Source organism: Lacinutrix salivirga (genome assembly GCF_053604675.1).
Genome location: NZ_JBSHNP010000092.1, coordinates 38,753 through 56,613 on the forward strand (window position 1 = coordinate 38,753; position 17,861 = coordinate 56,613).

General features: G+C 31.3%; 16 protein-coding genes. All 16 read left to right on the top strand.

All coding sequences use genetic code 11. The features are described from left to right. Window position 1: 1 nt before the first annotated feature. The 16 genes from ACVC5O_RS05020 (at window position 2) to ACVC5O_RS05095 (ending at window position 17,854) form a co-directional block, all read left to right on the top strand. Complete coding sequence (locus tag ACVC5O_RS05020; protein WP_452220376.1) at window positions 2-1,438, top strand: MBOAT family O-acyltransferase; 1,437 nt, start codon at window positions 2-4, stop codon at window positions 1,436-1,438. An 85-nt stretch (window positions 1,439-1,523) separates the two neighbouring features. After that, complete coding sequence (locus ACVC5O_RS05025) at window positions 1,524-2,339, top strand: hypothetical protein (RefSeq protein ID WP_452220377.1); 816 nt, start codon at window positions 1,524-1,526, stop codon at window positions 2,337-2,339. A 119-nt stretch (window positions 2,340-2,458) separates the two neighbouring features. Next, entirely contained in the window at window positions 2,459-3,613 is a 1,155-nt protein-coding gene (locus ACVC5O_RS05030) for a cytidylyltransferase domain-containing protein (protein ID WP_452220378.1), read from the top strand. Between the two features lie 13 nt (window positions 3,614-3,626). Further along, window positions 3,627-4,502 carry an N-acetylneuraminate synthase family protein gene (locus ACVC5O_RS05035; protein WP_452220379.1) on the top strand — a complete coding sequence of 292 codons (876 nt, stop codon included), beginning with the start codon at window positions 3,627-3,629 and terminating at the stop codon, window positions 4,500-4,502. Between the two features lie 72 nt (window positions 4,503-4,574). After that, window positions 4,575-5,978, top strand: a complete 1,404-nt coding sequence (locus tag ACVC5O_RS05040; protein WP_452220380.1) for a CDP-glycerol glycerophosphotransferase family protein — start codon at window positions 4,575-4,577, stop codon at window positions 5,976-5,978. Continuing rightward, a complete protein-coding gene (locus tag ACVC5O_RS05045) occupies window positions 5,979-7,838 on the top strand; it encodes a DCC1-like thiol-disulfide oxidoreductase family protein (protein ID WP_452220381.1) in 1,860 nt (619 codons plus the stop codon). A gap of 2 nt (window positions 7,839-7,840) precedes the next feature. Next, window positions 7,841-8,518: a WbqC family protein gene (locus ACVC5O_RS05050; RefSeq protein WP_452220382.1), complete on the top strand. Its 678-nt coding sequence runs from the start codon at window positions 7,841-7,843 to the stop codon at window positions 8,516-8,518. 18 nt (window positions 8,519-8,536) lie between these two features. Further along, on the top strand, window positions 8,537-9,463 hold the full coding sequence (locus ACVC5O_RS05055) for a glycosyltransferase family 2 protein (RefSeq protein ID WP_452220383.1): 927 nt from the start codon (window positions 8,537-8,539) through the stop codon (window positions 9,461-9,463). Window positions 9,464-9,469: 6 nt separating this feature from the next. Continuing rightward, window positions 9,470-10,078, top strand: a complete 609-nt coding sequence (locus tag ACVC5O_RS05060; protein ID WP_452220384.1) for a class I SAM-dependent methyltransferase — start codon at window positions 9,470-9,472, stop codon at window positions 10,076-10,078. A 1-nt stretch (window position 10,079) separates the two neighbouring features. Then, window positions 10,080-10,733 (top strand): NeuD/PglB/VioB family sugar acetyltransferase, encoded by a 654-nt coding sequence (locus ACVC5O_RS05065; protein ID WP_452220385.1) that lies wholly within the window; start codon window positions 10,080-10,082, stop codon window positions 10,731-10,733. A gap of 11 nt (window positions 10,734-10,744) precedes the next feature. Next, a complete protein-coding gene (gene rffA, locus ACVC5O_RS05070; protein WP_452220386.1) occupies window positions 10,745-11,860 on the top strand; it encodes a dTDP-4-amino-4,6-dideoxygalactose transaminase in 1,116 nt (371 codons plus the stop codon). Next, window positions 11,853-13,067, top strand: coding sequence for a hypothetical protein (locus ACVC5O_RS05075; protein WP_452220387.1), 1,215 nt, complete (start codon window positions 11,853-11,855; stop codon window positions 13,065-13,067). The genes rffA and ACVC5O_RS05075 overlap by 8 nt, the downstream gene beginning before the upstream one ends. Next, window positions 13,068-14,216, top strand: coding sequence for a glycosyltransferase family 4 protein (locus ACVC5O_RS05080; protein WP_452220388.1), 1,149 nt, complete (start codon window positions 13,068-13,070; stop codon window positions 14,214-14,216). Continuing rightward, window positions 14,213-15,736 carry a glycosyltransferase family 2 protein gene (locus ACVC5O_RS05085; protein WP_452220389.1) on the top strand — a complete coding sequence of 508 codons (1,524 nt, stop codon included), beginning with the start codon at window positions 14,213-14,215 and terminating at the stop codon, window positions 15,734-15,736. Before ACVC5O_RS05080 ends, ACVC5O_RS05085 begins: the two co-directional genes overlap by 4 nt. A gap of 4 nt (window positions 15,737-15,740) precedes the next feature. Then, window positions 15,741-16,733 carry a glycosyltransferase family 2 protein gene (locus ACVC5O_RS05090; protein WP_452220390.1) on the top strand — a complete coding sequence of 331 codons (993 nt, stop codon included), beginning with the start codon at window positions 15,741-15,743 and terminating at the stop codon, window positions 16,731-16,733. Next, entirely contained in the window at window positions 16,733-17,854 is a 1,122-nt protein-coding gene (locus ACVC5O_RS05095; protein WP_452220391.1) for a glycosyltransferase, read from the top strand. The genes ACVC5O_RS05090 and ACVC5O_RS05095 overlap by 1 nt, the downstream gene beginning before the upstream one ends. The last annotated feature ends 7 nt before the right edge of the window (window positions 17,855-17,861 follow it).

A 17,861-nucleotide genomic window follows, 5' to 3' on the forward strand; every position in this document is an offset into this window, starting at 1 on the left:
TATGTATTTTAATTCCATAGATTTCGCGATTTTTTTACCAATAGTCTTTGGATTATATTGGTTAGTAAACAAGAATTTAAAGTCACAAAATATAGTATTAATAATTGCTAGTTACATTTTTTATGGCTGGTGGGATTGGCGATTTTTATCTTTAATATTATTTAGTTCGTTACTTGACTATACTATAGGTTTACGGTTAAAAAAAGAAAAACAGCAAGCTAACCGAAAGCTATTATTATGGATTAGTATTTTTGTTAATATTGGATTTTTAGGGTTTTTTAAATATTATGATTTTTTTGTAGATAATTTTATTGACGCTTTTTCTTTTTTCGGAAATAAAATACAGCCAAATACCTTAAATATAATACTGCCAGTTGGTATTAGTTTTTATACATTTCAAACGCTAAGTTACACCATTGATGTTTACCGAAAAAAGTTAACTCCAACTTCTAGTTTGTTTTCTTTTTTAGCATTTGTAAGTTTCTTTCCTCAATTAGTTGCAGGACCAATAGAGCGTGCAACAAACCTTTTGCCACAATTCTATAAAACAAGAAAATTTAATTATAATGTGGCTGTTGATGGATGTAGGCAAATTCTTTGGGGATTTTTTAAAAAAGTTGTGATTGCAGATAATTGTGCAGAGTATGCAAATCAGATATTTAATAATTCTGAAGATTACTCAGGAAGCACATTGCTAATAGGCGCTTTGTTTTTTACTTTTCAAATCTATGGTGATTTTTCTGGATATTCAGATATTGCTATTGGAACATCAAGATTGTTTGGTATTAATTTAAAACAAAATTTTGCATTTCCTTATTTTTCAAGAGATATTGCAGAGTTTTGGAGACGTTGGCACATTTCACTTTCATCATGGTTTAAGGACTATTTGTATATTCCTTTAGGCGGAAGTAGAGGAGGTACTTTATTAAAAATTCGAAATACTTTTATAATTTTTTTAGTCAGTGGATTTTGGCATGGAGCTAATTGGACTTTTGTTTTTTGGGGTTTACTAAATGCACTGTATTTTCTTCCAATATTACTTGCAAATCGTAATAGGTCTCATTTAGATGTGGTTGCCAAAAATACTATTTTACCAAGTGTAAAGGAAGCTATTAATATGATGCTAACTTTTTATTTAACCGTTATTGCTTGGGTGTTTTTTAGAGCAGAAAATTTAAACCACGCATGGTCGTATTTAAAAGGAATGTGTGATAAAAGTTTATTTTTTTTACCAACCATTAGACCAACTAATTTAATACTATTAATACTATTTTTTCTAATAGTTGAGTGGTTTGGAAGACATCAATTATATGCTATAGAAAACGTATTGATTAAAAAAAGCAGACCAATCCGTTGGACGTTTTACATGCTTTTAATAGTACTAATATTTGTATTTAGTGCAGAGTCTAAACCCGAATTTATATATTTTCAGTTTTAAAATGAAGCGTTTTATAATAAACTTAATTGTATTTTTTATTAGCTTTTTTGTTATAGAAAAAGTGAGTTGGTTTTTTATATACAATATGGCAAATATTGAGTATGACAAACGATTAGAAAATGTTATTGAAGGTAATTTTGATAAAGATTTAATTATTATTGGTTCCTCAAGAGGAGCAAATAATATTTTAGCAAGCCAATTAGAGCAAGAAACAGATTTAAAAAGCTATAACCTTTCTTTTGAAGGCTCTAATATAGTATTTCATGAATTTATTTTAAAAACGTATATAAAACATAATACAGCACCTAAACGCTTGTTGCTTTGCTTAGACCATAAACATACTTTCTCAAAATATAAATCATTAAATTTTAGATACGATCGTTTATTTCCATTATCAAAATACTCATACATAAACAACAAATTAATTGAAGATGGTAAAAGAAATGTTGCTTCTAAAGCATTTGGTTTTTTGCGATTAGATAGAAATGATTTTAGTTTTAAAAAAAAGAAGGCTAAATATAATACTACTATTACTACGCATGGTTCTATACCTAAAGTAGCTTTAGATACTATTACTGTTGAATATTCTAATATTTTACAAACTTATGATGATTTAAATGAGAGGACAGATTATTTAAACGCTTTTAAAAACATACAAGATATTTGTAAAAGTAATAATATAGAATTGGTATATGTGTTTACACCAAATTTATATCCTTTTAATTTAAGTTTTTATAAGCGCTTCCAAAAATTAACCAATTCAAATAATAAAATATTTGTTTTTGATTCATTAAATACTGATTATAAAAACAATGCCTATTTTAATGATAAAAATCATCTAAATAGTAATGGAGCAAAAATTTTCACATCAGATTTAAGTGCTTTTTTGAATAAAAATTAGTTTGCCATAAAACGCACCTCTTTCATAATTAAAACACCTTTTATCCTATATTTTTGTTGTTTCATCCGAAAAAAAGTGTATTTTAGCGATTATTCTGAATAATATATTTTAAAATTCAAATGAAAAAAATAGGCTGTATTCCGCTAAGGCAAGGTTCTAAAGGTATTCCTGGAAAAAACAAACGTAAAATGGTTGGACGTCCATTATTTACTTGGGTTTTAGGAGAAGCTGTTTTTTCAGATCTTGATGAGGTTTATGTCTTTACAGACGATGAGGATATTATTGATTTTATTACCAAAGAATACCAATGGACCACTAAGGTAAAAGCCGTTAAGCGCAGTGCAGAAAGTGCAAGCGATACAGCATCTACCGAAATGGCAATGCTAGAATTATGCGACATACTTAAATACGACTTTGATGTGTTTTGCCTATTACAAGCCACATCACCTTTTACTAAACGCGAAGACATTAATAACTGTTTAAACGCTTTAGATGCCAAGCATGATTCTGCATTAACAGTTGTAAATACACATCGGTTTTTATGGAACGACAACGGAACTCCAATAAATTATAACCCATTAAAACGACCACGTCGTCAGGATTTTGAAGGTTTACTTATAGAGAATGGAGCGGTTTATACGTGTAAAAAATCTGTGCTTTTAAAGCATAAAAACAGATTAGGCGAACAAGTTGCAGTGGTTAAAATGCATGAAGATTCTTTATTAGAAATAGATTCGGAAAGCGATTGGATTGCTGTTGAAAGTTTATTGATTGAACGACAAAAAAGAGAAAAACAATCTAAAAAAATAACACATATTGTGTTAGATGTCGATGGCGTTTTTACAGATGGTTGTATTACCTATAGTAAAGATGGCGAACTTTCTAAGGTTTTTGATATGCGAGATGGTATGGGACTAGAAATCTTAAGACAGTTTAATGTAGAGGTTATTGTTATGACGTCTGAGCAATCGGAATTAGTAGCAAAACGCATGCAAAAATTAAAAATAAAACAGGTGTATTTAGGCGTAAAAGACAAATACACTTTGTTAAATAAAATAGCACAAGAGCAAAACGTAACGTTAAGTAATATGGCTTACGTTGGAGACGATGTTAACGATTTAACCAATATCTGTAGTGTTGGTTGGTCTTTAGCACCAAATAATGCAACAGCTATAGTTAAACAACATGCAGATATTGTGTTGTCCAGAAACTCGGCAGATGGAGCTATTCGCGAAGCCTGCCAATTTATAATGAATTATAACAAAAGATATTAATACCCAAAATACAATGAATACTTATAAAAAACCATACGTAATCGCCGAAATTGGATGTAACCATAAGGGTGAAATGGAATTAGCGAAAGAACTTATTAAAGTGGCTAAAATATTCTGTAATGTAGATGCTGTAAAGTTTCAAAAAAGAAACAATAAAGAGCTTCTTACCGAAAAGCAATATAACGATCCACACCCAAATCCTGTAAATTCTTATGGAGATACTTATGGAGCACATAGAGAGTATTTAGAGTTTGATGTGAAACAACACCAAGAATTAAAAGACTATTGCGAAGATATTGGGATTACCTATTCTACTTCGGTTTGGGATGTGACTTCTGCTAAAGAAATAGCGTCTTTAAATCCAGAGTTTATTAAAATACCTTCGGCTTGTAATAACAATGTTGCCATGTTAGAGTGGTTGTGCGAAAATTACAAAGGCGAAATTCATATCTCAACAGGTATGACGACTAAAGAGGAGATTGAAGATCTTGTAAATCTATTTAAAAAACACAACAGAAATAAGGATTTAGTTTTGTACAACTGTACATCTGGTTATCCAGTGCCTTTTGAAGATGTGTGCTTATTAGACATTAATTTATTAAATGAAAAATATAAAGACGATGTAAAACACATTGGGTTTTCTGGTCATCATTTAGGGATTGCTACAGATATCGCAGCATATACTTTAGGAGCAAACATTATTGAGCGTCATTACACTATAGATAGAACTTGGAAAGGGACAGACCACGCAGCCTCTTTAGAGCCAATGGGTTTACGTAAATTATCGAGAGATTTACGTGCTGTTCATCAGGCATTATCGTTTAAAAAAACAGATATATTACCAATAGAACAAGTACAACGCGATAAGTTGAAAAATCAAAAAGGATAAAATTTATTTAAGAATTACGATTTTAGAATTACGCTATGTTAATTCTGTGGCTTTAATTCTGAATTTTGAAACATGAAGAAAAAAGTTTTTGTTTTTTTTCCGGATGGCGTAGGATTAAGAAATTTTGCGTTTACCAATTTTAAAAGTATTGGTGAGCAAATGGGTTTTGATATTACTTATTGGAATAATACAGTATTCTCTTTAAAAGATAATTTAGGGTTTCAGGAAGTTACTATCGAAGACCATTCGCAACATCCACTAACTGCACTATATTCTAGAGTTAGAAAACGTATAGAGCTTAATGTGTCTCGCGATAAATTTAATGATGATGTCTATCCAACATATAAATTTCCTTTAAATTATAAAGGCTTAAAAAACGCTTTAAAAAGCAGCTATATTTCGCTATTAATAGGATTACATTCTTCCGAAAAAGGGGTAAAAACAATTCGTAAAAAGATAAATACTTTAGAGCGTTCCACGTCAAAATATGCCTATTGTAAAGCACAATTACTGGAACATAAACCTGATTTAATATTTTGTACCACACAGCGTGCTACACAATCTATAAGTGCATTGTTAGCTGCCAAAGATTTAGGAATTCCTACAGTTGCCTTTGTGTATTCTTGGGATAATGTACCCAAAGCCATGCAAGTAGTCGAAACCGATTTTTATGTCGTGTGGAGCGAACACATGAAGCGCGAAGTACTGCAATATTACCCTTTTGTAAAAGAAGAACAGATATTTGTAACAGGAACACCACAGTTTGAACCACATTATTACGACGAATTAAAGGAGTCTCGCGAAGACTTTTTTAAAGCACATAATTTAGATATAAATAAAAAATACATTTGCTATTCTGGAGACGATGAAACGACGTCGCCTTTAGATCAATATTATTTAGAAGATTTAGCAAATGCTGTACGAAGTTTAAATACTAAAGGCAAAAATTTAGGAATTATTTATAGAAAATGTCCTGTAGATTTTACTCCAAGATATAATGCTATACTTGAAGCGAACAAGGACGTTATAACTGTTTTAGACCCTATTTGGAAACCAATAGGAAGCCAATGGAATCAGGTATTACCAGAAAAAGAAGATTTTAAAATGCTGTATAACGTTTGCGAGCATACCGAAATGGTAACCAATGTATGTTCCTCTACAGTATTCGATTTTGTAGCACATAACAAACCTTGCATTTATTATAATTACGAACAACCACAGCTTAAAAAAGGCATTCGCGATATTGGTCAGAATTACAAGTACGTACACTTTAGAAGCATGCCAAGTAAAGAAGCTGCTGTATTTTGCGAAGATAAAAAAGATTTAGAAGGCTTAGTGAAACACATATTAGAGGGTAAATTATCTAATGTAGAAGAAGGCAAAAAATGGTACGAAATTATAGTTGGAAAAACACCAACACAAGCGTCGAAAAATATTTGGAAAGCTATTGAAACTATTTTAAATACTAGAAATTAGATGCGGTTTTTAGGATTTATAAACAGACTATACAACAAGAAAATTAGTTCTAAAGGCTTAGCAGTGTTTAGAATTTGTTTTGCACTAAATCTGTTTTTTGAAGTCTTTAGAATATTTAGGTACAGACAACTGTATTTTGATCCTATTCCTTTTATAGAAGAGTCTAATTTTAATTATGCTATTCCATTAGTGTTGTGGATGGTAGTGCTTTTACTATTAGTATTTGGTGTGTTTACCAGATGGATTGCTATTGCAAACTATGGTTTTGCTTTTTTTATGCTTAATGGCTTAAATAGTTTTTCTTATCACATGGATTATGCCTATTTAGGGATTTCATTTTTATTGATTTTTATTCCAGTTTCCAAATCTATTTCTATTGATAATTTAAGGGAAAAACTCAAATATTCTAATACTAAACAGCTGCATAACCCAATCGAAAAGACATCGGTTTTAAATTATTTTCTAATCATATTTGCAGGAGTAGCAATTGTGTATTTCGATTCTATTTTTACAAAAATTAAATGCGACACATGGATAAATGGTTTGGGTATGTGGTTACCAGCATCTTTACCGCAAATAACTATTTTAAATAACCAATGGTTATTAAATCAGGAGATTTTAATTAAAGGGTTAGGGTATTTAACCTTTGCCTTCGAAATAATTTTCCCATTCACTTTTTTTATTAAACGCTTTAGAGTGCTTTTTCTATGTATTGGTTTAGGTTTACATTTAGGTATTTTACTGGAGTTTCCTATTCCTTTTTTTGCATTAGGAGTTGCAGCTATTTATATGTTGATGGTTCCTGTTAAATGGTGGGAAAAACTAACTAAGGCTATTCAATTAAAATCACCTAAGCTTCAATTTTTTTACGATGCAGTTTGTCCACTTTGTGTAAAAACTAAAATTGTAGTGTCGCATTTTGATGTGTTTAAAGCAATTCAATTTAAAAGTGTACAAGAACATGCGCAAACCACTCAAGCACTTCAAGGGATTCCTACAGAAGTCTTATTAAGCGATATATATAGTGTAGATAAAACAAATACAGTGTTTTCTGGTGTTGACACTTACAAAAGAGTAAGTCGATTAGTGCCATTATTTTACCCAATTGCGCTATTGTTTTTTATTCCAGGAGTTAATTATATAGCGAATAAAATATACAATACGATAGCTAAAAACAGAAAAACCGAACGTTGTACAGAGGTCAGTTGTGGTATCCCGATTTTGGTAAAAACTCCTCAAAACTCAAAATATGATAGCTTCAACATTATAGGAGTAAAGGTATTGTTTGTGGCTTTTTTATTCCTTCAATTAAACACATCTTTTAATTTTCCAATTAGCAAACCTATTGTTACTTACGCAAATAAAAATTTTGATAATTCAGAAGCTATAACTTCTAAAGTTGCTTATATAAAAGGTGTTTTAATGCTTTTTTCTGGCAAATTTTTGGGAGTTGTAACACATGGTGTTTTTGTAGATTCTCATTTTAAAGGCTATGAAACAGTATTTACCTTAAAACATAACGGTAAGTTGTTGCCTTTGTTTGATGAAAACGGAATGCCAGACACATACCTAAAAAGTGGGACTTGGCTTAATTTTACCTTTAGATCTAACAACTCCCAAGTTTTAGATAATTTAGGTAAATTAGAAAAAGGATTAATAAAATTTTCAGCATTTTATGCTTATAAAAATAAAGTGGATTTAAAAGACTCCAACTTCCAAATAGTAAAAAGAAATGTAAAAAGTACCTTTAAATGGGAAAAGGACTTATTAAAAAATAATAGAGCGATGCCTTGGGAAGCTGTAGGAACGCTAATTTGGAAAAATAACACACCTGAAATCGTTTTAAATTTAGAAGAATAAAAATGACAGTGTCTATATTACAATCAAACTACATTCCATGGAAAGGCTATTTCGATATAATAGCCAAATCTGATGTGTTTGTAATATACGACGAGGTACAATACACTAAAAACGACTGGAGAAACAGGAATTTAATAAAAACACCTAATGGATTACAATGGCTAACCATTGCTGTAAGGCAATTAGCTTTAGAGCAAAAAATTAGTGAAACCGAAGTGTTTAAAACCAATTGGACCAAAAAGCATATAGGAACACTGCAAGCAAATTATGCTAAAGCACCTTATTTTAATGATTATAAAACCGATATTTTTGAGATTTATAATCAAGTGCCTTCTAATTTAAGTGAAATTAATACACTTTTTATTACAGCAATTTGTAAGATTTTAAAGATTGAAACCAAGATAATAGACTCAAAGTCATTACATTTAAAAGGCGATAAACAAGAGCGCTTAATACAAGCTTGTAAAAGTTTAAAGGCTTCGACCTATTTAAGTGGTCCAGCAGCAAAAAGCTATATAAATGAAGCTAGTTTTAAAGACCAAAATATTAAAGTAGAATGGATGGATTATTCTAATTATGAAGAATATAATCAGTTATTTCCACCTTTTGAACATGGCGTAAGTATTTTAGATTTATTATTTAACCAAGGTCCAAACGCAAGAACATTTTTAAAATATTAATATAATTTTAAAAGAAAAATGAAACTATCTGTTGTTACTACATTATACAAATCCAAACCCTTTTTGGAGACTTTTCTTTTGGAAATAGAAAAGGCAATACAGCAGTTACAAATTGAAGATTACGAACTCATATTTGTAAACGATGGTTCACCAGACGACTCTTTAGACTATTTAATACAACAAAAAGAAACACATCCTAAGATTAAATTAATAGACTTGTCTCGTAATTTTGGTCATCATTATGCCATTCAAACAGGATTAGGATTTGCAAAAGGAGAACACGTATTTTTAGTAGATAATGATTTAGAAACACCACCAAGTGCATTAATAGATTTTTATAAAGAAATTAATAAAGACGCTAGTTTAGATGTTGTTTATGGATACCAAGAACAACGTAAAGGCAATTTTTTAGAAAAGTACTTAGGAAGTATTTTTTGGGTATTGATTAATAAATTATCAGACACTAAAATCCCACATAATATTTTAACCGAAAGATTAATGAGTAAGCAATATGTAAAAGCATTGCTTAGTCTTAACGATGCGAATCTGTTTCTTGGAGGCATGATGCATTGGGTAGGTTTTAATCAAAAAGGAATTGCAATAAAAAAAGGGCAACGCGAAGGCGCAAGTACCTATTCATTAAGGAGACGCGCAGATTTAATGTTGCAAGCAGTGACTTCTTTTTCTGGTAAACCCTTAGTGTATTTGTTTTATTTTGGATTATTCATTTCGTTTTTTAGCATTCTATTTATAGTGTATTTAATCATTAAGAAATTAATGTTTATGGACGAAGTGCAAATAGGTTGGACATCTACAATCGCAGTTAGCGTTCTAATTTTAGGTATTATATCCACCTTTTTAGGCATTATAGGCATCTATATGTATAAAATTTTTAGGCAAGTACAAGGAAGACCAAATAGCATAGTGAGAAAAATTTACGACTAATAAGTAATGGATTTAAAAAACATAAAAAAATACTATCAAGATAAGTTTAAGTCTTTTGGAGCTACAGCAGAAGGTATGGATTGGAAGGACGAAGCGTCTCAGTATTTAAGATTCGAAATTATTGCAAAATATATCGATTTTAAAAATAATCCATCAATTTTAGATGTTGGTTGTGGTAGTAGTGAATTCCTCAATTTTTGCAAAAAGAAGAATTTAGAATGCGATTATCGAGGTTTAGATATCATGAAAGAAATGGTAGAGGCTTCTAACCAGAATTATGGAGAAAACACAGCAATTTTAGGCGATTTAAATACAATAGATAAAGCTTTAAAATTTGATTATGTGATCGCTTCAGGAACGTTTAATGCTAAATTAGAAGCAAATGCATCAGATTGGAAAACATTCTTTTACAACAATCTAGTGAGTATGTACGAAAAGAGTAATAATGGCATTGTTTTTAATTGTATGACTGAGCATGTAGATTGGACTTACGACCGTTTATACTATCCTTCATTGTCTGATTTAACTGCGTTTATAACAAAGAATATGTCAAGAAATTTTATTGTCGATCATAATTATGACCTTTATGAAATGACAATTTATATTAATAAGTAATATGAAAAAACTTTTAATTATTGGTACTGGAGATTATGCGCAAATGGCATATTATTATCTGTCTAATCAATACGATATCATTGGTTTTGCAGAAGAAGCTGCGTATAGAGTTTTAAGAGATTTTAATGAGTTGCCAATATTTAATTTTGAAGATATAAAGGGTAAATTTAATCCAGAAGAAGTAAGTGTACTTGTGGCGGTTGGACCTAATCAAATTAACACAATTAGAGAACGGTTATTTCTCGAAATAAAAAAAATGGAATTTACCTGTATTACATATATTCATCCTTCTGCTCAGGTATGGAATCAAGACCATATTGGCGAAAATTCATTTATTTTTCCAAATGCCATTGTAGAGCCTTACGCTACAGTTGGGAGTAATTGTGTACTATGGAGTAATGCTATACTTTCTCATCATTCAACAGTAAACGATCATTGTTTTATGGCTCCAGGCTCTAGTGTTTCTGGTAGAGCCACTATAAAAAAGAATTGTTTTCTTGGCATTAATTCAACTGTAAGAGATAATATTATTGTTGAGGAGAATTGTATTGTTGGAGCAGGAGCAATTATCAAAAAAAATACAGTAAAAAATGGAGTGTATTCTCCCAAAGGAACAGAATTATATAACGTAAATAGTAAAAACACAAACGTTTAAGAAATTAGTACATGATTCCATTTAACAAACCATACCTTACAGGAAAAGAAACTCAATACATTGAGGATGCGGTTAAACGTGGACAAATTTCAGGAAATGGAGATTATACTAAAAAATGCCATACGTATTTTGAGCAGACATTTGGGTTTAAAAAAGCTTTGCTTACCACATCCTGTACAGATGCTTTAGAAATGTGTGCGATTTTAGCAGATATTAAACCTGGTGACGAGGTTATAATACCAAGTTACACTTTTGTATCTACAGCATTAGCTTTTATACGTCAAGGTGCAAAAGTAGTTTTTGCAGATTCTTATCGCAATAACCCAAATATAGATGCGTCTAAAATAGAAGCCTTAATAACAGCAAAAACAAAGGCGATTGTGCCAGTGCATTATGCAGGTATTGCTTGCAATATGGATGCAATTATGCAATTAGCAAATAAACACAACCTTATAGTAATTGAAGATGCTGCACAAGCCATTTGCTCTAAATACAACGGAAAACCTTTAGGTAGCATTGGTCACATGGCTGCGTTTTCGTTCCATGAAACTAAAAATATTATTTCTGGCGAAGGTGGTTTGCTAGCTATAAACGATGAGCGTTTTGTTGGCAGAGCCGAAATAATCTGGGAAAAAGGAACCAACAGAGCAGAGTTTTTTAGAGGAGAAGTTAATAAATATGGTTGGGTAGATACTGGTTCGTCCTTTTTGCCTTCAGAAATTATTGCAGCGTTTTTATATGCGCAAATTGAAAATATTGAAACTATTCAAAATAAAAGATTAGAACATTGGCATTACTATTTCAACCATTTACAAGAGTGGTCTAAAAATAATAACATCCAACTTATGCAAAAGCCAAAGGATGAAACTAATAATGCACACATGTTTTATTTAGTTTGCCAATCTGAAACGCAACGTGCAAAATTAATTGCACATTTAAAAGCCAATAAAGTGCATGCTGTATTCCATTATTTAAGCTTACATGCAAGTGCTTATTATAAAGATAAACATGATGGTAGAGCGTTACCAAATAGTGATACATTTACACAATGTTTGTTAAGATTACCTATGTATATTGAGTTAAACCCAGAACATGTTGTAAAAAATTTAGTCTTGTTTAATGAATAAAGCGCAACAACTATTAAAATGGATATTTGGTATTGGTGTAATTAGTTATGCTATAATTACTGCTATCTATATTTTTAATATTCCTCCAGGACGAGGCGATGAGCTATTGTTTATAAACGATTTAGAGCTTATAAAAACCAAAGGGTGGAGTTTTGCAATTATTAAAAACATATCCATTCCGTATTTACTATTGGCTTATCCATTAAGTTTACTATTCAAAAATTATATCGCATTACGTTTAACGAGTTTGTTTTTAACTATTGGTTTAGCGTATTATTTATATAGGAGAAATAAAGCGTCATTATCATTTTATAGCTATTTTTTATTTTATTTAAGTACCACGATTTTCTTTTTTTATGGCACTAATGACACCTTATTTAACGTAGGATTAATAGTGTTTTTTAATGAAGTGTTTCAATTATACACTAATAAATCCTTCAACAGCAATCTGGCTTTTTCGGCTTTATTAATTGCGTTTTTTACAAGAGCACTAACTCTAGTGTATTTACCAGTAATTGTAATTGCACTATTTATAATTTATAAACACAGAGCCTATTTTCAGTTTAAATGGAAAATAGCTGGTTTAACACTAGTGGTTTTATTAGGTTTTAATATGCCTTCATTACAAGCCAATAAACACTTATCCTACGATTTAAAAGCACCTCCAAAAGCCTTAAACGTAACTTGGGGACAACGACAGTATTTAGCTCAATTACTGGTTAATGAAGGAGCTATTGAAAATGGTGGGCATCCAAGTTGGAAAGAAACACAAGCATATATTGATAAAAATGGCACTGACGCTTTGCCTGTTGGGATTTTAAATGGGATGTTGTTTAATGTAAAGCTCACAGCTAAAGAGTTTTTTAAAGACCTTCTTTATTCCTCTAAAGCAACATTTCGTCAAATAGGATTTATTTTTGTGTTGTTATTAGTCCTTCCGTTAAGACAATTTTTAAAACACAGAAGAGTAGAGTACGAGCTATTTGTTCCAGCAGCTTTAGTTATAATGCTTTGTATTTTTTCGCTAATTATTATCTCTTATGTAGAGTTGCGTTGGTTTGCACCAGTTTTTGTAATGACATTAATATGGTATCATAATAAAGAGAAAAACAATCTCATACCACAACAATTATTCCTAGTAAATTACATAGTTTTTATAGCCTTAGTTGGTTATGGAAGTTTTAGAATGTTTGATAAAATAGTATAAATGAAAGTTGGTTACATCACACCCGAATATCCACATGCCAGAGTAAATTATGCTGCTGGTATTGCTACGAGCATTAAAAACTTGGCAATCACTTTAGTCAAAAAAGGCGTTGAGGTTACAGTTTTTGTGTACAATCAAAATGAAGATGCTATTTTTTTAGATCAAGGTGTAACCATTCATTTAATTAAAAAGAAACGGTTTACATTGTTTACATGGTATTTTTATAGAAAACACATTCAGAACTATGTTAAGCAGATAGTAAAAGAGAGTAAAATAGATCTATTAGAAGCGCCAGACTGGACAGGAATCACAGCGTTTATGCGTTTTAAAATCCCTTTAGTGATTAGATTTCATGGTAGTGATGCCTATTTTTGTAAGTTAGATAATCGCCAACAAAAGTTTAAAAATTTCGTGTTTGAAAAATCGGCTTTACTAAAAGCAGCCGCTTACATCGCTCCAACAACTTACGCAGGAGAGCAAACACAAGCTATTTTTGGACTAAAAAAAGAGAAGATTAAAACCATACATTATGGTTTGCAATTAGAAAATTTTATAAATGAAACACCTAATACTTACAATAGAAACACAATACTTTATATTGGAACATTAATAAGAAAAAAAGGCGTTTTAGAGCTAGCGGAAATTTTTAATACCATTGTTAAAGCGAATCCAAAAGCACAACTAATTTTAATTGGAGGTGATGCTCCAGATTTAAAAACAGGAGAAACCTCTACATATAATCTGATGCAAAATTTGTTTTCTGCGGAAGCTAAAGCAAACCACAAGTATTTAGGAAAAATACCGTATTCCGATGTGCAACAGCACATGAAACAAGCGCACGTGTGTACATTTCCTTCTTTTGCCGAAACTTTAGGGATGGTAACCATTGAGTCTATGGCTTTACAAAAGCCAGTAGTAAATACTAGTATTGGTTGGGCTAAAGAATTAATAGACGATGGAATAAATGGCTATTTAGTACATCCTACAAAAATTAGTGAGTTTGCCTCACGTATTTTGGAGTTGTTAAACAATGAAACCTTGTGCTCAACTATTGGAAAAGCTGCAAGAACAAAAGTGGAAACACTGTTTGATATTGAGAAAAATGCAGAAATTAATATAGCCTATTATAAAGCGATAGTAAATAAATGATTCTTTTAGTACACCATTCCAATCGTGTTGTTGAAGTATTAGATTTACAATCCAATACGCAACTACAGGTAATTGCAACCTCACCACTATTGGCTTTGTTTGAATTGGCAAATCTGTATGCAGAACGTATTTTAGTGTGGTGCAATCAAGAGGTTAAAGATGACGTAAATGTCGATGCTATTTCTAAATCATTTCTACTAAAAAATACGATGTTGTCTTTTAGTGAACATAACTACTTACAAGCACAAATTGGCTATGTGGAAGATTCCCCTTTCCTAAAAGTAAACAAAAACGTAACCTATCCAACGTGGTTAATGAGTAGTATTGTTGGTGCTATTTATGGTTCGCAACTTATTCAATTTAAAAAGCATATTGATTTTAACAACAGTTTTGAATATAATTTAAATAGCATTGCTAAATTAGGAATGCCTCAAGGCTTGTTTTGTTATTCGGTACCTAGCCTTTTAAACAATAAAAGCCTAAAGTCTAAACAATACGCATCAAAAAATGAATTATTTAAGTTTGTAAAGCAACATTATAAAGGCGTTTGGTCGTTTATGTTATTGGTTAATTTTGTGGTTTACGATAGTAAATTCCCACTGTTTTCCTTTTTAAATACTCTCTTTAGAAAACAGAAAAAAGCCAAATTATCTTTTGATTTAGAGCCTTTAACACCAGCAACTATAGAGAACAAAACGATTGATGTTATTATTCCAACATTAGGACGTAAAACCTACGTACATCAAGTACTAAAAGATTTGGCCAATCAAACGCTGTTACCTAAACAGGTTATTGTTATTGAGCAAAATGATGAAATTGGTAGCGCATCGGAATTAGATTTTATTACAACCCAAACTTGGCCTTTTAAAATTATACATCAGTTTATACACCAAACTGGTGCTTGTAATGCTCGAAATTTGGCTTTACAAAAAGTAACTTCGGATTATGTGTATTTAGCAGACGATGATAATAAGTTTGGAAATGATTTGCTAGAGAAAGTGATACATACAATGCAAAAGTTGAGTTTGAGTGCTGTAACAATGAGTTATCTTCAAAAAAACGAAACCGAATACTATACAAAACCAGTACAATGGACCACATTTGGAGCAGGAAGTAGCGTCATTGCCTCTAAGTACTTAAAGCAAGTACAATTTAATATGGCTTTAGAGTTTGGTTATGGCGAAGACGTAGATTTTGGAATGCAATTACGTAATAAAGGCGCAGATATTATTTACTGTCCAGAACTTCAAATTTTGCATTTAAAAGCACCAATTGGAGGCTTTAGAACAGCATTTGTTCATCCTTGGGAAGCAGAGGAAACTCAACCAAAACCCTCGCCAACAGTAATGCTTAATAGAATCACAAACAGTACTAAAGAGCAGGTTTTAGGATATAAAACAAAGCTGTTTTTTCAATATTATAAATTACAAAAAACTAAAAATCCATTTCGTTATTTAAAACAATTTAAAAAGCAATGGCACCAAAGTGAACTTTGGGCTAAAAAAATACAGGAACGTTAAGCGTATGCAGTTTTCATTAATAATATGTACTTATATGAGACCACAACCAATCGTTGATTTGTTGAAGTCTGTGGCATTGCAAACGCTGTACCCAAATGAAATTATTATTGTCGATGGCTCTACAAATACCGAAACGGAAGCGGTTTTAAAAACGAATACGTTTGCAAATTTAAAATATTTTAAAGTTAACGATGAACAACGCGGATTAACTAAACAACGAAATTTTGGCATTGAGCGCGTGCAAAATCAGTCTGAAATCATTTGTTTTTTAGATGATGATATTGTACTAAAACCAGATTATTTTGAGCAATTAATACAAAGCTATAAGCTAAAACCAGAAGCATTAGCGATTGGTGGCTATATTGTAAATGAAGTGAATTGGGAACAAGCAGATGCTACAAAAAATAGCAGTAAATTTTATTTTGATGGTTGGATGCGAAACGAACCTTCACGTTTTAAAGTAAGACGTTGGTTTGGTTTGTTGCCAGATACCAAACCTGGTTTTTTGCCAACATTTGCGCATGGACGTTCGGTTGGTTTTTTACCACCTTCTGGGAAATTATACGAAGTAGAACAAATAATGGGAGGCGTTTCGTCCTATAAAAAAATGGTATTCGACAGTTTAAGTTTCTCTAATTATTTTGAAGGTTATGGCTTGTATGAAGATGCAGATTTTGCTTTGCGCATTGCAAAGCAAGGCAAACTTTATGTGAATACAAATGCGCAATTATACCATTACCACAACGATTCTGGGAGACCAAATCAATTTAAATATGGTAAAATGGTAATGCGAAATGGTTGGTATGTTTGGCGTGTAAAATATCCAAAACCTACTTTTAATGCAAAACTAAAATGGCATGCCACAGCTATTGTGTTAACTAAAATACGAATGACTAATATTCTCACCTCCAAAAAACGAAAAGCTGCGTTTACAGAAAGCTTAGGAAGAGTAGTAGGTTGGTGGTCACTAATTTTTAATAAACCCAAAGTGAATTAATGCGATTTTTAATCATTTCACATACCTTACATAAACAGCAAAATGGTTTGCTGTATGCTTACGCACCTTATGTTCGCGAAATGAATTTATGGTTAAATCATGTCGATGAGGTTGAAATCGTTGCACCTAAAATAGAAGATGAAGTTACAGCGATTAATATGGCGTATAAGCACGATTCAATTGTGTTAAACAAAATCCCTTCTATTGCATTTACTAGTTTTAAAAAGGCATTAATATCTTTGTTTTCAATACCTTTTATTCTTTTTAAAATTTTTGCGGCTTGCAGTCGTGCAGATCATATTCATTTACGCTGTCCTGGAAATATTGGACTGTTAGGATGTGTTGCGCAAGTTTTTTTTCCTAAGAAAATAAAAACAGCGAAATATGCTGGAAATTGGGATCCTAAAAGTAAGCAACCTCTAAGTTATAGACTGCAAAAAAAGATATTGAGTAGTACGTTTTGGACTAAAAACATGTCTGTTTTAGTCTATGGACAATGGAAAAATCAATCTAAAAATATTAAACCATTTTTTACGGCAACGTTTAAAAACTCTGAAATTGAAACCATAGCTCCAAAAGAGTATTCTGGTGAATTAAAATTTGTGTTTGTAGGTAGTTTGGTTAAAGGTAAGCGTCCTTTATTAACCATTAAAATTATTGAACAGCTTCATAAATTAGGGAAACAAGTACGATTAGACCTTTTTGGCGATGGTGTTTTAAGAGAAGAATTACAAGCGTATATTACAAACAATAAGCTAGAACATTGTGTGAAGTTACATGGAAACCAAGATAAAGAAGTCATTAAAACACATTTAAAATTGGCACATTTCTCAATATTAGCTTCTAAATCCGAAGGTTGGCCTAAAGCCATTGCAGAAGCTATGTTTTTTGGTGTCATTCCAATAGCAACAGCAATATCTTGTGTGCCTTATATGTTGGATTATGGACAAAGAGGTATTTTAATAACACCTAATTTAGACGAAGCAGTAGAAACCATAACAAACCAATTAGAAACTATAGAACAGTTAAAACAGATGTCGCAATTAGCAACAGAATGGTCTCAAAATTATACTTTAGATACTTTTGAAAAGGAGTTGGTTAAATTGTTGAGTAGTGAGTAGTGAAGAG

What these genes read in the sequence shown, in the direction of transcription:
- ACVC5O_RS05020 (WP_452220376.1), top strand. Translation starts at nt 2, where the DNA reads ATGTATTTTAATTCCATAGATTTCGCGATTTTTTTACCAATAGTCTTT.
- ACVC5O_RS05025 (WP_452220377.1), top strand. Translation starts at nt 1,524, where the DNA reads ATGGCAAATATTGAGTATGACAAACGATTAGAAAATGTTATTGAAGGT.
- ACVC5O_RS05030 (WP_452220378.1), top strand. Translation starts at nt 2,459, where the DNA reads ATGAAAAAAATAGGCTGTATTCCGCTAAGGCAAGGTTCTAAAGGTATT.
- ACVC5O_RS05035 (WP_452220379.1), top strand. Translation starts at nt 3,627, where the DNA reads ATGAATACTTATAAAAAACCATACGTAATCGCCGAAATTGGATGTAAC.
- ACVC5O_RS05040 (WP_452220380.1), top strand. Translation starts at nt 4,575, where the DNA reads ATGAAGAAAAAAGTTTTTGTTTTTTTTCCGGATGGCGTAGGATTAAGA.
- ACVC5O_RS05045 (WP_452220381.1), top strand. Translation starts at nt 5,979, where the DNA reads ATGCGGTTTTTAGGATTTATAAACAGACTATACAACAAGAAAATTAGT.
- ACVC5O_RS05050 (WP_452220382.1), top strand. Translation starts at nt 7,841, where the DNA reads ATGACAGTGTCTATATTACAATCAAACTACATTCCATGGAAAGGCTAT.
- ACVC5O_RS05055 (WP_452220383.1), top strand. Translation starts at nt 8,537, where the DNA reads ATGAAACTATCTGTTGTTACTACATTATACAAATCCAAACCCTTTTTG.
- ACVC5O_RS05060 (WP_452220384.1), top strand. Translation starts at nt 9,470, where the DNA reads ATGGATTTAAAAAACATAAAAAAATACTATCAAGATAAGTTTAAGTCT.
- ACVC5O_RS05065 (WP_452220385.1), top strand. Translation starts at nt 10,080, where the DNA reads ATGAAAAAACTTTTAATTATTGGTACTGGAGATTATGCGCAAATGGCA.
- rffA (WP_452220386.1), top strand. Translation starts at nt 10,745, where the DNA reads ATGATTCCATTTAACAAACCATACCTTACAGGAAAAGAAACTCAATAC.
- ACVC5O_RS05075 (WP_452220387.1), top strand. Translation starts at nt 11,853, where the DNA reads ATGAATAAAGCGCAACAACTATTAAAATGGATATTTGGTATTGGTGTA.
- ACVC5O_RS05080 (WP_452220388.1), top strand. Translation starts at nt 13,068, where the DNA reads ATGAAAGTTGGTTACATCACACCCGAATATCCACATGCCAGAGTAAAT.
- ACVC5O_RS05085 (WP_452220389.1), top strand. Translation starts at nt 14,213, where the DNA reads ATGATTCTTTTAGTACACCATTCCAATCGTGTTGTTGAAGTATTAGAT.
- ACVC5O_RS05090 (WP_452220390.1), top strand. Translation starts at nt 15,741, where the DNA reads ATGCAGTTTTCATTAATAATATGTACTTATATGAGACCACAACCAATC.
- ACVC5O_RS05095 (WP_452220391.1), top strand. Translation starts at nt 16,733, where the DNA reads ATGCGATTTTTAATCATTTCACATACCTTACATAAACAGCAAAATGGT.